13 protein-coding genes are annotated in these 14,142 nt (G+C 57.0%); 9 read left to right on the top strand and 4 right to left on the bottom strand.

Annotation, left to right across the window (positions count from 1 at the left end; all coding sequences use genetic code 11):
- Positions 1-101: 101 nt before the first annotated feature.
- On the top strand, positions 102-587 hold the full coding sequence (locus tag R5H23_RS02085) for a DUF3429 domain-containing protein (RefSeq protein WP_046901665.1): 486 nt from the start codon (positions 102-104) through the stop codon (positions 585-587).
- Here the strand turns inward: R5H23_RS02085 and kdsA are convergent.
- The 4 genes from kdsA to tpiA all read right to left on the bottom strand — a co-directional run bounded on the left by kdsA (position 575) and on the right by tpiA (position 4,231).
- Positions 575-1,399, bottom strand: coding sequence for a 3-deoxy-8-phosphooctulonate synthase (gene kdsA / locus R5H23_RS02080; protein WP_215767394.1), 825 nt, complete (start codon positions 1,397-1,399; stop codon positions 575-577). The two genes, R5H23_RS02085 and kdsA, sit on opposite strands and share 13 nt — an antisense overlap.
- Positions 1,396-3,027 carry a CTP synthase gene (locus R5H23_RS02075; protein ID WP_317214156.1) on the bottom strand — a complete coding sequence of 544 codons (1,632 nt, stop codon included), beginning with the start codon at positions 3,025-3,027 and terminating at the stop codon, positions 1,396-1,398. The genes kdsA and R5H23_RS02075 overlap by 4 nt, the downstream gene beginning before the upstream one ends.
- A gap of 62 nt (positions 3,028-3,089) precedes the next feature.
- The gene (gene secG / locus R5H23_RS02070) at positions 3,090-3,440 is read right to left on the bottom strand and encodes a preprotein translocase subunit SecG (RefSeq protein WP_061510564.1); all 351 of its coding nucleotides are present in this window, start codon (positions 3,438-3,440) and stop codon (positions 3,090-3,092) included.
- Positions 3,437-4,231 carry a triose-phosphate isomerase gene (gene tpiA / locus R5H23_RS02065; protein ID WP_211504188.1) on the bottom strand — a complete coding sequence of 265 codons (795 nt, stop codon included), beginning with the start codon at positions 4,229-4,231 and terminating at the stop codon, positions 3,437-3,439. Before tpiA ends, secG begins: the two co-directional genes overlap by 4 nt.
- A gap of 123 nt (positions 4,232-4,354) precedes the next feature.
- On the opposite strand from tpiA, the gene R5H23_RS02060 reads away from it, so the two are divergent.
- From R5H23_RS02060 to R5H23_RS02025, 8 genes are all read left to right on the top strand, one after another.
- Entirely contained in the window at positions 4,355-6,292 is a 1,938-nt protein-coding gene (locus R5H23_RS02060) for a peptidyl-prolyl cis-trans isomerase (protein ID WP_317214155.1), read from the top strand.
- A complete protein-coding gene (gene trpE, locus R5H23_RS02055; RefSeq protein WP_317214154.1) occupies positions 6,292-7,704 on the top strand; it encodes an anthranilate synthase component I in 1,413 nt (470 codons plus the stop codon). The genes R5H23_RS02060 and trpE overlap by 1 nt, the downstream gene beginning before the upstream one ends.
- Before the next feature lie 48 nt (positions 7,705-7,752).
- Positions 7,753-8,349, top strand: coding sequence for an aminodeoxychorismate/anthranilate synthase component II (locus R5H23_RS02050; RefSeq protein ID WP_203549023.1), 597 nt, complete (start codon positions 7,753-7,755; stop codon positions 8,347-8,349).
- Positions 8,346-9,437, top strand: coding sequence for an anthranilate phosphoribosyltransferase (gene trpD / locus R5H23_RS02045; protein ID WP_317214153.1), 1,092 nt, complete (start codon positions 8,346-8,348; stop codon positions 9,435-9,437). Before R5H23_RS02050 ends, trpD begins: the two co-directional genes overlap by 4 nt.
- On the top strand, positions 9,434-10,357 hold the full coding sequence (gene trpC / locus R5H23_RS02040) for an indole-3-glycerol phosphate synthase TrpC (RefSeq protein WP_317214152.1): 924 nt from the start codon (positions 9,434-9,436) through the stop codon (positions 10,355-10,357). The genes trpD and trpC overlap by 4 nt, the downstream gene beginning before the upstream one ends.
- A gap of 166 nt (positions 10,358-10,523) precedes the next feature.
- Positions 10,524-11,528: a pyruvate dehydrogenase (acetyl-transferring) E1 component subunit alpha gene (pdhA, locus tag R5H23_RS02035; protein WP_317214151.1), complete on the top strand. Its 1,005-nt coding sequence runs from the start codon at positions 10,524-10,526 to the stop codon at positions 11,526-11,528.
- A gap of 5 nt (positions 11,529-11,533) precedes the next feature.
- Positions 11,534-12,901: a pyruvate dehydrogenase complex E1 component subunit beta gene (locus tag R5H23_RS02030; RefSeq protein ID WP_317214150.1), complete on the top strand. Its 1,368-nt coding sequence runs from the start codon at positions 11,534-11,536 to the stop codon at positions 12,899-12,901.
- A 6-nt stretch (positions 12,902-12,907) separates the two neighbouring features.
- Entirely contained in the window at positions 12,908-14,140 is a 1,233-nt protein-coding gene (locus tag R5H23_RS02025; RefSeq protein WP_317214149.1) for a pyruvate dehydrogenase complex dihydrolipoamide acetyltransferase, read from the top strand.
- Positions 14,141-14,142: the final 2 nt, after the last annotated feature.

Raw genomic sequence — 14,142 nt, 5'->3', positions numbered from 1 at the left:
GGAAGCTCTCCTGGATATGCGTGAACCGGGGGTGGCTCATAACCGTTCGGGACGGACCACACGTCTCGTCTCAAAATCAGAACACAAGGTCAATCGACGACATGCGTCTTCCTTTCCTCGCCCTGATCCTCGGTTTGGCAGGACTTATACCTTTCCTGACCCTTGGAGGGTGGATTTTCCTCGCCGGACTTTTCTCTCCGCTCCCGCATCTAACCGTTATTCTTCTGGCTTATGGGGCATGCATCCTGTCTTTTCTCGGTGCAGTCCACTGGGGCCTCGCCATGGAACGGCCAGATATCATCACAGTTCAGGGAACAGCAGATCGCGACCGCCAGAGACTCCTTCTGGGAGTCTGCCCTGCACTCTGGGCATGGCTTTCCCTCTGCGTCGGACTGCTTGGAGGGCTGCGCGCCGGATACCTGCTTGAGGTTATCGGTTTTCTGGCAACGTTTGCTGTAGAACGAATGGCCTGGAAGAATGGCGCGCTGCCACCGGGGTACATGCCCCTAAGGGGCGTTCTGACGGTGGGGGCCGTCATAAGTCTCCTTATGGCAGCCCTTGCACCTTTACAGAATTATACGCTGTAGGATTTGGCCAAAGCGTCAAACGCTTTAAGGCGAGTCAACAAGGCCCGCATTTCTGAAAGCGGCACCATTGTTGGACCATCACTCGGAGCATGATCCGGGTCCTGGTGTGTCTCGATGAAAACTGCCGCAACACCGATAGACAAGGCAGCACGGGCGAGGGGTTCAACAAACTCCCTCTGGCCGCCCGTGGAGGCACCTAAGCCACCCGGTTGCTGCACAGAGTGAGTGGCATCGAAAACAACCGGATAGCCCGTCTGAGCCATAATTGGCAGGCCGCGCATATCACTGACGAGCGTGTTGTAACCGAAGCTCGTGCCACGATCACAGAGCATGATTCGCTCGTTCCCGGTTGAAGCCAGCTTAGCCGCGACATTTGCCATATCCCAAGGTGCAAGAAACTGCCCCTTTTTGACATTGATGGCACGACCCGTTTCACCGGCAGCAAGCAGCAGGTCAGTTTGCCGACACAGGAAAGCGGGGATCTGAAGCACGTCCACCGCTTCCGCAGCGACAGCACATTGCTCGGCAGCGTGAACATCCGTCAGAACAGGAACGTCAAAGCGTTCACGGATAGAAGCCAGAATATCCAGCCCCATCTCCATGCCTACACCGCGAGCCGCATTCACGGAACTACGGTTCGCCTTGTCATAGCTGCTCTTGTAGATCAGCCCGATATCCAGCTCTCGACATAACGTGGAGAGAGCATCTGCCATCTCCACGGCATGATCTCGAGATTCAATCTGGCACGGCCCTGCAATCAGCGTGAAGGGCCGGTCCTGACCAATCTCGAGCTTTCCAATCTGGAAGCTCACTTGTTTTCAGCCCGCTTGCGAGCTGCCCCGATAAATCCGGCGAAAAGCGGGTGTGGATCAAATGGTTTGGAGAGCAGTTCCGGATGGTACTGCACACCGATGAACCACGGATGATCCGGGTATTCCACGACTTCCGGCAGAACGCCGTCCGGAGACATTCCGGAGAAGCGCAAACCCGTCTTTTCCAGACGATCCTTGTAGTGAAGGTTCACTTCCCAGCGATGACGGTGACGCTCCCGAATATCGGTCGTGCCATAGATCTCAGCGGCGCGTGATCCTGCAGCCAGCTTTGCCGGGAATGCACCGAGACGCATCGTTCCGCCAAGATCACCGCCTTCACGGCGGCGCATCAGCTCATTACCGTTTGCCCATTCCGTCATGAGACCAACCAGCGGCTCACTCGTGGGGCCGAACTCGGTAGAAGACGCTTTCGTGAGGCCAGCAAGCGAACGGGCGCATTCAATCACGGCCATCTGCATGCCGAAGCAAATGCCAAGGAACGGAATGCCGTTTTCACGCGCATAGCGGACGGCCTGAATTTTGCCTTCTGCGCCACGCTCACCGAAACCGCCCGGAACCAGAATGGCATCCGCATCTTTCAGGCGCTCGGCAATATCACCTGACTTTTCGAACTCTTCCGATTCGATCCAGTCGAGTTTGACGCGCACATTGTTCGCAATACCGCCATGCAGCAGGGCTTCCGCCAACGACTTGTAGCTATCCAGAAGCGCCGTGTACTTGCCGACGACAGCAACCTTGACCTCGCCCTCAGGCTCACGAATCGCGTGGACGATCTTTTCCCAGCGTGTCAGGTCCGGCGAGCCTTCGAACGGCAGACCGAAATAACGCAGAACTTCGCGATCCATGCCTTCGTTATGGTACGAAATCGGGCACGCGTAGATCGTATCCACATCCAGCGCCGCAATCACAGCTTCCGAACGGACGTTACAGAAGTTCGCGATCTTGCGGCGTTCGTTTTCAGGAATCGGACGATCCGAACGGCAGAGCAGAACCTGCGGCTGAATGCCGACATTCTGCAGCTCCTTGACGGAATGCTGCGTCGGTTTCGTCTTCAACTCACCGGCTGAGGGGATGTAGGGCAGGAGCGTCAGGTGAACGCACATGGTCTGGTTATGGCCCAGATCATTGCGAAGCTGACGAATGGCCTCAAGGAAGGGAAGGCTTTCAATGTCGCCCACCGTTCCGCCAATTTCCACCAGAACGAAATCATATTCTTCCGTTCCAGCCACCACGACGTCCTTGATGGCGTCCGTGATGTGCGGGATGACCTGAACGGTTCCGCCCAGATAGTCGCCGCGACGTTCGCGGGCGATGACATCGGAATAGATGCGACCTGTTGTGGTGTTGTCTGCACGGCGGGCATGGACGCCCGTAAAGCGCTCATAATGACCAAGGTCGAGGTCGGTTTCGGCCCCGTCGTCAGTAATGAACACCTCACCATGCTGATACGGGCTCATCGTGCCCGGATCCACGTTCAGGTAAGGGTCCAGCTTACGCATGCGGACCTTGTAACCGCGTGCCTGGAGGAGAGCAGCAAGAGCCGCAGAAGCGATGCCCTTGCCGAGAGAAGATACCACACCGCCGGTGATGAATACGAAGCGCGTCATGGGCGCTCCTCATACACCGAAGGTGGGGGCGAGGGGAAGCGTCGAGATGCTTCCCGATTCAGTTAGTGAGCAGGCGTCTCGGCAGGAGCCGGAGCAGCAGGGGTTGCAGGCGCAGCAGGAGCCGTCGTTGCAGCAGCCGGGGCAGGCGGATCTGCAAGGATATCATGGCCACCGACACCCGAGGAAGCACCGCGGTTCAGAAGGGCCAGAACGAGGCAGAGCAGCATGAAAACGCCAGCAAGCACAGATGTCGCACGCGTCAGCAGCGTTGCCGTGCCGCGGCCAGTCATGAAGGAGCCCATGCCCTGGCTGCTACCGATGCCGAGGCCGCCGCCTTCACTGCGCTGGATCAGGATCGTACCGATCAGGGCCAGTGTGACCAGCAGATTGATGACAAGCAGAAAAGTGGTCATGAACGATAGGGTCCGGACAATGGTTGGGATGAGAGACGGAGCGATGCCGCTTCGGCAATGCGCAGGAAGCTTCTGGCCTCCAGGCTGGCACTACCAACCAGCACTCCGCCAAGCACCCCGATGGAAAGAATAGTCGGCGCCTGGGCCGGTGTTACGGAGCCGCCATACAGGATTGGCACGCGAATGTCATCCATCTTGAGACGGGACTGCAACAGACCACGCAACAAAAGCAGCGTCCGTTCAAGCTCTTCCCGGGATGGAGTGACGCCACTTCCAATTGCCCAGACCGGCTCATACGCCAGCACGCCATTAAAATTATCGGTCAAAGAACCGTCAATCTGGCTGGCCAGAACTGTTGCCGCACGACCATCCTGCCGCTCGGCCATCGTTTCCCCGATACAGACAACAGGAATCAGCCCGGCAGCTTCTGCCGCCTGCACCTTTTGCCTGATCAGGGCGTCGTTTTCACCATGGGCCTGCCGACGTTCTGAATGCCCCAGGAGAACGTAACGCGCGCCAGTATCGGCGAGCATTTCAGCCGAAATATCACCTGTATGAGCCCCGGAAACCGCAGTATGACAGTCCTGCGCTCCCAGCATTATGGATGCTCCTGCGCCCTCAAGTGCCTCAGCCACACGGTCCAGTTGCGTGAAGGGTGGGCAAATGACCATCCGTACATCGTCAGGCAGCGAACGCGCACCTTCGGCCACAGCTGTTGCAAGTTGCAGTGACGCCTCCCGCAAGCCATTCATCTTCCAGTTCCCGATGACGAGTTTCGGCGTTACATTCATGCTTCCTCCTGGGGGTGGCCTGTCCGCTTCTGGTCAAGCGCGGCTCACGACATTATGGTGCGGCAAGTTCTAGCGGGCCTTCCCCGTCCGCACCATCCCGCCATCCGGATCCGTCCTGACCCTATGATTACCACCCTACGCCACCTCCTTGTTGACTCCTGGGCCGGCCGTGCCGCCGCAATCCTGATTTTCCTGGCCTTCATCGGGTGGGGTGTAGGAGACGTCTATTCCAATATGGGGACGAGCAGCTCCAATACGATCGTCACGATCGGGAACAGAACGATCACGCCGGATGACCTTGCGCGGGCACTCTCCGCACAGCTACCGGCAGCAGCCCAGCAGATGGGACTGTCTGATCCATCGCATTTGCCGGACGGCACGAAGCAGCAGATTGCACGTCAGGCTCTTCACAATCTCGTGATCCAGAACGAGGTACAGCTTGCAGGCGAGCGTGCTGGCATGGTTGTGCCAGATGAGTTGATCCGGAAAGAAATTTTCGCAATCCCGGCTTTTCACAATGCAGCAGGTCAGTTTGATCGCAGCATGCTGAATGACCGACTGGCCCGCATTGGCATTACCGAAAAACGCCTGATCCAGATGATTCGCGAGGACATTATTTCCCGTGCCCTGCTTCAGGGTATGGGCGCTTCCGTTCAGGCACCAACATCCCTTCTGAACCGTCTGTTCGCCTTCGATGCAGATCAGCGCGTCATGGATGTTCTGCGCGTTCCGTTCACCTCAACAGCAGTGTCAGCGTCCCCAACCGACGAGCAGCTTCATCGCTATTACGACAATCATCCGCAGGATTTCCGCACCACGGAATATCGTCATGCCAAGATGGTCGTAATGACGGCGGACAGCGTCGCCAAGACAATTGAAGTGCCGGATGACGTTCTACACAAGCTGTATGATTTTCAGTCCCGCACGTACAACATGCCGGAAACACGCACGCTTCAGGTTCTGACGTTCCAGGACGAAAGCAAAGCCAATGCTGCGGCTACGGCATGGCGCAACACCAATGCGTGGGACGCGATCCAGAAGGCCTATCCGGATGCAGCGGCTGTCGCTCTTCCGCACGTCCGCGAGAGCGACATCCCAAACCCAGAACTCGCCAAGGCAGCTTTTGGAGCGCCCGCTAATCAGATCAGCGGTCCGACGAAAACGGCAGCAGGCTGGGTCGTATTCAACATCACGGATGTCGTCGCCCCTCATCAGACTACTTTCGAGCAGGCTAAGCCTGAACTGCGCGATCAGGTCCAGAAGCAGGAAGCTCCCGAAGCACTTCAGGCGCGCCTGAAGCAGTTTCAGGACGCGATTGCAGGCTCCACAACGCTTGAGAAAATTCCATCCAACCTTGGTGCGGTGCCAGCAGCTGGCTCACTTGATTCCCATGGCTTGATGCAGGACGGAACCCCGGCACCAATCCCGGGCGACGCAGGCCTGCGTCAGTCCATCGTTCAGCATATCTTCTCTCAGAAGAAAGATGCCCAGCCAGTTGTAGTAAACGGCCCGGATGGATCTGCCTTCGCCGTAGTGGTGGACGAAGTCCATCCTGGAACGCGCCGTCCGTTCGCTGATGTGCGGGATCAGATCGTTCAGGCCTGGACGGCCGAGCAGCAGCGTCATGCCGCTGATACACGCACCACAGCCCTGTTTACAGAAGCCAAGAAAAGCACTCTTGCAAAGGCACTCGACGGGCAGGCTGAAGCGTCCAGCCTTCGCAAGGATGTGACAATTTCCCGCATCCACCCGGACCAGTCTCTTCCTCAGAATGTTCTTCGTGCCGCATTCGGCCTGAAGGTCGGCACAACAGGAATGTATGAAGGGCCGGATGCGTTCTGGATCGTCAACGTGACAGGACAGAAGCCGGGTGCAGAAGCAGATGCTGCCTCTCTCCAAAAGGAACTGTCGGCCCAGTACGTTCAGGCTCTTCAGGCTGATATCCCTGCGGCCCTGGACGCCAGCCTTGAAAAAACAGTGCCGGTGTCGCACCTGAACACCAACCTCTTCAATCAGGTCGTGGCGTCCACGTCACCGGGGAACGCAGGCGGAGCGCAGTGATGAGCATCGTTCACAGCATTGAAGCCGCAGACCTTCTAACGCCTGTCTCAGCCTACCTTCGATTGTCACGCCTCTCTGATGATCCGTATCGGATGCTTCTGGAGAGTGTGGAGGGTGGAGCCGCGCGTGGTCGATATTCCGTGATTGCACTTCTGCCTGATCTGGTCTGGAAGTGCCGTAACGGCGAAGCGGTTCTGGACGGGACGCCCTTGGAGGGGAACCCGCTGGAGACCCTGAAGGACATTATCGACCAGAGCCAGATGACGCTGCCGGTCGATATGCCTCCCATGATCGGCGGTGTCTTCGGCGTTCTGGGATACGATATGGTGCGGCAGATGGAATTTCTGCCGAATGCTCCCATCAACGATCTGGACCTGCCGGAAGGGATCATGATCCGTCCGCAGCTCTTCGCGGTCTTTGACTCCGTGCGTGATGAGCTGACCCTTGCAGTGCCTATCCGGGGCTCAATGACAGAAGCAGAAGGCCATGCGCTTCTGGATCGCGCGCGTGAAGCCCTTGCTGCTCCACTGGAAAATGCCAGCGAGACACTTCCAGCAGGAAGTGAGTTGTCACCGCCGTCATGCAATATGACGCAGGAGCAGTTTGAAGCGAACGTCCGCAAGGCACAGGATTACATTGCGGCGGGAGATGCCTTCCAGATTGTCCCGAGCCAACGGTTTACTACGCCGTTTCCACTTTCACCGCTTGCCCTCTATCGCAGCCTGCGCCGCGTCAATCCGGCGCCGTTCCTGTTTCTGATGGAGCTGGAAGATTACGCGCTGGTCGGATCTTCCCCCGAAATTCTTGTTCGTTTGAGGGCAGGGGAAGTCACGGTTCGTCCGCTAGCCGGGACACGTCCTCGTGGAACGGATCGGGAGCATGATCTGGCACTCGAGAGAGAACTGCTCGCCGATAAAAAAGAGCTGGCTGAACATCTGATGCTCATTGATCTGGGCCGCAACGATGTCGGACGTGTTTCCGAACTTGGCACAGTCGAAGTTCCGGATCAGTTCGTGATCGAACGCTACAGCCATGTGATGCACATCTCTTCAACCGTCACAGGGCAGATCAAAGCAGGCAAAACGGCTATGGATGCCCTCGTCGCGGCATTCCCGGCAGGAACCCTGACCGGAGCGCCAAAAATCCGCGCCATGCAGATCATCGATGAGTTGGAACCGACCCGTCGGGGGCCATACTCAGGATGCGTCGGATATTTCGGAGCAGACGGGGAAATGGACACCTGCATCGGGCTCCGTATGGCCGTTCTCAAAAACGGCCAGATGTATGTTCAGGCCGGCTGCGGTGTGGTCGCAGACAGCGATCCCAATTCCGAATTTCGTGAAACACAGGTCAAGGCGAGGGCTCTTTTCAGGGCGGCCGAAGTTGCTGTCTCCAACGCAGCAAAATCCTGAAACAATGTTGCATTTGACGTAACGAAACGTGAAGGCCATCCTGTTGCCATGATCCTGCTCATCGACAACTACGACAGCTTCACATTCAACATCGTCCACCATCTGGGCGCACTGGGTGTTGAATGTGATGTGAGACGAAATGACGCGCTGAGCGTGGACGAAGCACTTGCGCTCAACCCGTCTGCCATTGTGATTTCGCCAGGTCCTTGTGCACCAGATGGTGCGGGGATCTGCTGCGAGCTGATCCGGGCAGCAGCCGGAAAGTTTCCCGTGTTTGGCGTATGCCTTGGACATCAGGCCATCGGTCAGGTTTTTGGCGCTACTGTCGTTCGTGCGCCCGTGCCGATGCACGGAAAGATCAGCCCTGTAAATCACGACGGGACGGGTGTTTTTGCAGGCTTACCGAACCCCGTAAACGTCGTGCGCTATCATAGCCTGACGCTTGATCCCGCGACCATTCCTCCCGAACTGATCGTCAACGCTTCTACGGAAGATGGCGTGATCATGGGCATTCGCCACCGGGACTACGACATTCACGGTGTACAGTTTCACCCTGAAAGCATCGCATCGGTTGCAGGCCGTGAACTTCTTTCTAATTTTCTGACCATTGCCGGTATTCAGCACAAAGCTACTGAAGCGGCATGACAGGAAAGACAAATTTTGCAGCCGTGCTTCGCAAGGTTGCTGATGGCAAATGTCTAGCATCGCACGAAGCTGATGTCGCATTTTCCGCCATCATGGCCGGCTCCGTAGACGCTCCTTTACTCGCCGCATTTCTGACAGCTCTTAAAGTTCGCGGTGAAACAGAGGCGGAGCTGACAGGCGCAGTTCAGGCCGTCCGACGGTATATGACGGCCTTGCCTGACGTGCCTGATAACACCCTGGATGTCTGCGGAACGGGCGGAGATGGGCTAGGGACGCTCAATGTCTCCACTGCGGTTGCATTCGTTCTGGCAGGCCTCGGCGTTCCTGTGGCCAAACATGGCAATCGGGCACTTTCATCCCGCTCCGGCGCCACGGATGTACTGGAAGTTCTGGGTATTCCCCCGACCGATGACCTGACGCTTCAGTCCCATCGGCTACGTGAAAACAATCTGGCCTTTCTGGCCGCACCTTTTCATCATCCCGCGATGCGTCATGCCGCACCGATCCGGAAAGCTCTTGGCTTCAGGACTCTCTTCAATCTGCTTGGCCCCCTCTGCAATCCTGCGCAGGTTCATCGCCAGCTTATCGGTGTTTTTGATGCCCGGTGGTGCGAACCTGTCGTCCGGACTTTGGCCAATTTTGGCAGCACGCATGTCTGGGCTCTTCACGGAACCACAGATGAGGGCGGCAGCGATGAACTAACGCTGGCAGGCCCAGCTCAGATTGTCTGCCTTGAAGATGCGAAAGTTCTCTCCCTTTCATTCGAGCCCGAGATGGCGGGAATGGTTAGAACCCCAATCTCTGCCGTTCGCGGCGGAAACGCTGAAGAGAACGCCGTCGCACTGCGCGCACTCCTCAATGGCGCTCCTGGCCCGTATCGTGATACTGTACTTCTGAATGCTGCAGCTGCCCTGCATGTGGCAGGCCGAGGTAGCGTCGTGCAGAACGGCACAATTGACGCACAGGCTTTTCGTAACAATGTAGCTCTGGCAGCAAATGCCATCGACGATGGCTCCGCGCTCGCAGCTCTGGACAGAGCGGCCATTACAAATTCCACCCTTATAAAAACAAACGCAGGACTATCATGACCTTCATGCATCAGCGACCCGCGATGACCTATGCACCTGAAGGGGTAGAGCAGTTTCCTGACCCGGAAGTTCCGGAGACGACCACGCCGCCCATCAAGGATCCCGCCGTCGAGACAACCGATCGCAGCGACGTTCTTGCTCGCATCTGCGCCCGCACACGGGTGGATGTAGAACAGCGTTCACAGATCATGTCTCTCAAGGAGATCACGGTGCGCGCGCGTGAAGTCACGGCGCCGACACGAGGCTTCGGTCAAGCTCTTCAGCATCTGACCGCAGACCGACAGGTTGGACTAATCGCGGAAATCAAGAAGGCGTCTCCGTCTGCTGGCGTACTCCGCCCGAATTTCAATCCTGTTGAAATTGCGCTGTCTTATCAGGCTGCTGGTGCAACGTGCCTGTCTGTTCTGACGGAGGGATCGTGCTTCCACGGCAGCACAGATGATATCCGTGCCGTTCGCGAGGCCTGCAGCCTTCCAATCCTGCGCAAGGACTTCATTCTTGATCCCTGGCAGGTCCACGAGAGTCGTCTGATTGGAGCGGATTGCATCCTTCTGATTATGGCCGCCCTGACAGAAACGCAGGCATCGGAACTCATTGGAATTGCACGTGGCCTGGACATGGATGTGCTGGTTGAAGTGCATGATGCTGACGAACTGAACCGGGCTCTTGCGCTCGACACGTCTTTGATCGGCATCAACAACCGAAACCTCCGCACCCTGAAGACAGACATTCAGACAACGCTTGATCTGGCCCCTATGGTCCCACCTGATCGTCTGGTTGTGTCTGAGAGCGGCATTAAAACCCAGGATGATCTTCTAAAAGTCGGGGAAGTCGGCGCGAGTGCCGTGCTTGTCGGAGAAAGCCTCCTTCGTGAAGAAGATCCAGGCCAGGCTGCACGCCGTCTTTTAGGTTTCGTCTAATTTTTTCTGCTGAGAGGGCGATCTTCCCCTCTCAGCCTTGTCATTCCGCATTGAGCTCACGCCCTCCTGCTTTTCCTTTCGGAGATGTAACTGGGGCCACTCTGGCCTTCCGGGTCGAGTGACGGTAAGAGCTTCCCCAGATTTGTGCATTTGCAGGAGACCTGCCATGGGCGAGACAACGTCCGCTTCCTACCGGAGCAATGGTCCGGCCCTTTCGCCGGAAACAATGAAGCAAGCCTACAAGTACATGCTTCTTATCCGACGTTTTGAGGAAAAAGCTGGCCAGCTTTACGGAATGGGCCTGATTGGCGGCTTCTGCCATCTTTACATCGGGCAAGAAGCGGTTGTGGCCGGCATCGGTCTGAACATGAAGCAGGGTGACAAGTCCATCACCTCGTACCGTGATCATGGCCAGATGCTCGTGGCCGGCATGACACCCCGCGGCGTAATGGCAGAGCTCACCGGGCGTGCAGGCGGCTATTCACGCGGCAAGGGTGGCTCCATGCACATGTTCTCCCGCGAAAAAGAATTCTACGGCGGCCATGGCATCGTCGGTGCGCAGGTGGCTCTAGGCACGGGCCTGGCCTTTGCGAACATGTATCGGGGCACGGACGAAGTCTCCATCGTCTATTTTGGCGAAGGCGCATCAGCTCAGGGACAGGTCTACGAGAGCTTCAATCTCGCAGCGTTGCACAAACTTCCCTGCATCTACGTCATCGAGAACAACAGGTACGGCATGGGCACGTCCATTGAGCGTGCCTCTGCCTCCAAAGACCTTTCTCGTAATGCTGAGCCTTGGGGCATCGCGAGCCGCAAGGTCGATGGTATGGACATTTTTGCCGTCCACCAGGCTGCGCAGGAAGCCATGGAACACTGCCGCTCCGGGAAGGGGCCTTTCCTGCTGGAAATGGAAACCTACCGTTACCGCGGGCACTCCATGTCTGATCCGGCCAAATACCGTGATCGTGCTGAAGTTGAAGAAATGCGTCGGACACGTGATCCGATTGAAACCCTGAAGGCTGAAATGCTGCGCAACGGCATCGAAGAAAGCATCTTCAAGGACATTGAAACCGAAGTGAAAGCCGTAGTGGCGGACGCTGTTGAATTTGCACAGACCTGTCCTGAGCCGGATCCGTCCGAACTCTGGACTGACATTTTGGTGGAGGCCTGATTTCCATGGCATCTCTGATTCTGATGCCGGCCCTGTCGCCGACCATGACCGAAGGTACAATTGCACGCTGGCTTCGTCAGCCTGGCGATGTAGTGAAGTCTGGCGATGTGATCGCCGAGATTGAAACCGACAAGGCCACGATGGAAGTCGAAGCCGTTGATGACGGTGTGTTCGGGAAGGTTCTCGTGCCCGAGGGCAGCGAGAGCGTTGCTGTCAACACGCCTATTGCTGTCCTTCTTGAAGATGGCGAAGACGCAGCCGCCGCCGAAAACGTGACGCGTTCAGCCGATCCAGCTGTTGGTGCATCAGTTGCTATCGAAACTCCATCCGCACCTGCCATTGTCGAAGCTCCGGCTATCAAGCAGGCTGACGACGAGAAAGACTGGGGCGAAACGAAAAACATTACGGTTCGCGAAGCTCTTCGGGATGCGATGGCTGCAGAGTTGCGCCGTGATGAAGACGTCTTCCTGATGGGTGAGGAAGTTGCCCAGTATCAGGGCGCTTACAAGATCAGCCAGGGTCTGCTGGATGAGTTTGGTGAAAAGCGTGTGATCGACATGCCAATCACCGAGCACGGCTTTACTGGCATGGCGGTCGGCGCGGCTCTGACGGGCCTGAAGCCTATCGTTGAGTTCATGACAATGAACTTCTCGCTGCAAGCCATTGATCATATTATTAATTCTGCCGCCAAGACGCTTTACATGTCCGGCGGGCAGATGGGCTGCCCGATTGTCTTCCGTGGCCCGAATGGTGCCGCGGCACGCGTCGGCGCTCAGCACTCCCAGTGCTTTGCAAGCTGGTATGCTCATATTCCTGGCCTGAAGGTCGTTGCTCCGTGGTCCGCCGCGGATGCGAAGGGTCTTCTGCGCGCAGCTATTCGGGATCCGAACCCGGTCGTCGTGCTGGAAAACGAGATCCTGTACGGCCAGAAATTCCCATGCCCTACGGATGAAGACTTCATCCTGCCGATCGGGAAGGCCAAGATCGAGCGTGAAGGTAAAGACGTGACCCTGGTTGCGTTCTCCATCATGGTTGGCGTTGCGCTCGATGCCGCTGCCAAGCTGGCAGAAGAGGGCATTGAAGCCGAAGTCATCAACCTTCGTACGCTGCGGCCCCTTGATACTGAAACGATCATCAAGAGCGTCAAGAAGACGAGCCGGATTGTTTCCGTTGAAGAAGGCTGGCCGGTTGCGGGTATCGGCGCAGAAATCTGCACGGTCGCCGTTGAGCAGGCTTTTGACTGGCTTGATGCTCCTCCGGCGCGCGTCTGCGGGCTTGACCTGCCGCTGCCCTACGCGTCCAATCTTGAAAAACTGGCACTTCCGAAACCCGAGTGGGTTGTGGAAGCGGTCCGCAAGCAGTTCGGGGACTGACCGACAATGGCAATCGATATTCTGATGCCGGCCCTGTCGCCGACAATGACTGAGGGCAAGCTGGCCCGCTGGCTTAAAAACGAAGGCGATACGGTCTCTGCCGGAGACGTAATCGCTGAAATCGAGACCGACAAGGCCACGATGGAAGTTGAAGCGGTAGATGAAGGAATTCTCGGCCGTATCCTTGTTCAGGAAGGCGCGGAAGGTGTCGCTGTTAACACACCTATCGCCATTCTTGTCGAAGAAGGCGAAGATGTTCCAGCAGCGTCTTCAGCACAGGCACCCGCCACAATAGCTGCCGTTGATGCGCCTGCTGCTCCCGTAAATGCACCTACGCTCGTCACCAAGGCAGCAGTTACGGCAGACACTTCTGAGCGCATTTTTGTTTCTCCGCTTGCAAAGCGTATGGCAAAAGAGCGCGGAATTGCTCTCGCGTCGCTCAACGGAACGGGACCAAACGGTCGTATTCTAAAGCGCGATGTGGAGAAGGGCGGCCAGCCGGCTACGACCGCACCGAAAGCTACGCCCGCAGCACCTGTTGCTAGTGAGGGTTCCGTAACGCGCGTTCCGAATTCCACGATGCGTAAAGTCATTGCGCGACGCCTGACGGAATCAAAAACGCAGGTGCCGCATTTCTATGTATCTGTGGACATTGAGCTTGATGCTCTGCTTGCGCTCCGTTCTAAACTGAACGCGACGGCTGAAGACAATAGCTTCAAGCTCTCTGTAAACGACATGATGATCAAGGCCGTAGGGCTGGCACTCAAGAAGGTGCAGGGTCTGAACGTCCAGTTTACAGATTCAGAGACGCTGCATTTCGATAATGTGGACATCTCGATGGCTGTATCCATTCCAGATGGCCTTATCACCCCAATTATTCGGAATGCGGACCAGAAGTCCCTGCGCGAAATTAGTCGTGAAGCCAAGGATCTGGCCAAGCGTGCCCGCGCAGGAAAGCTGAAGCCGGAAGAATTCCAAGGTGGGACGTTCTCGATCTCCAACATGGGGATGTTCGGCGTCCGCGATTTCGCCGCGATCATCAATCCGCCGCAGGCTGGTATCCTGGCTATTGCGTCGGGCGAGAAACGTGCCGTGGTTCGGGGAGACCAGCTTGCAATTGCAACCGTCATGACGGCGACACTTTCTGTTGATCATCGTGCCGTTGATGGCGCGCTTGGCGCACAGTGGCTCAATGCCCTGCGCGACATCGTACAGAACCCTTACACTCTGGTGGTCTGATC

It is taken from the genome of Gluconobacter sp. GP1 (genome assembly GCF_032913585.1).
Taxonomy (GTDB): Bacteria; Pseudomonadota; Alphaproteobacteria; order Acetobacterales; family Acetobacteraceae; genus Gluconobacter; species Gluconobacter cerinus.
This window is presented reverse-complemented; position numbering and strand designations above follow the sequence as displayed.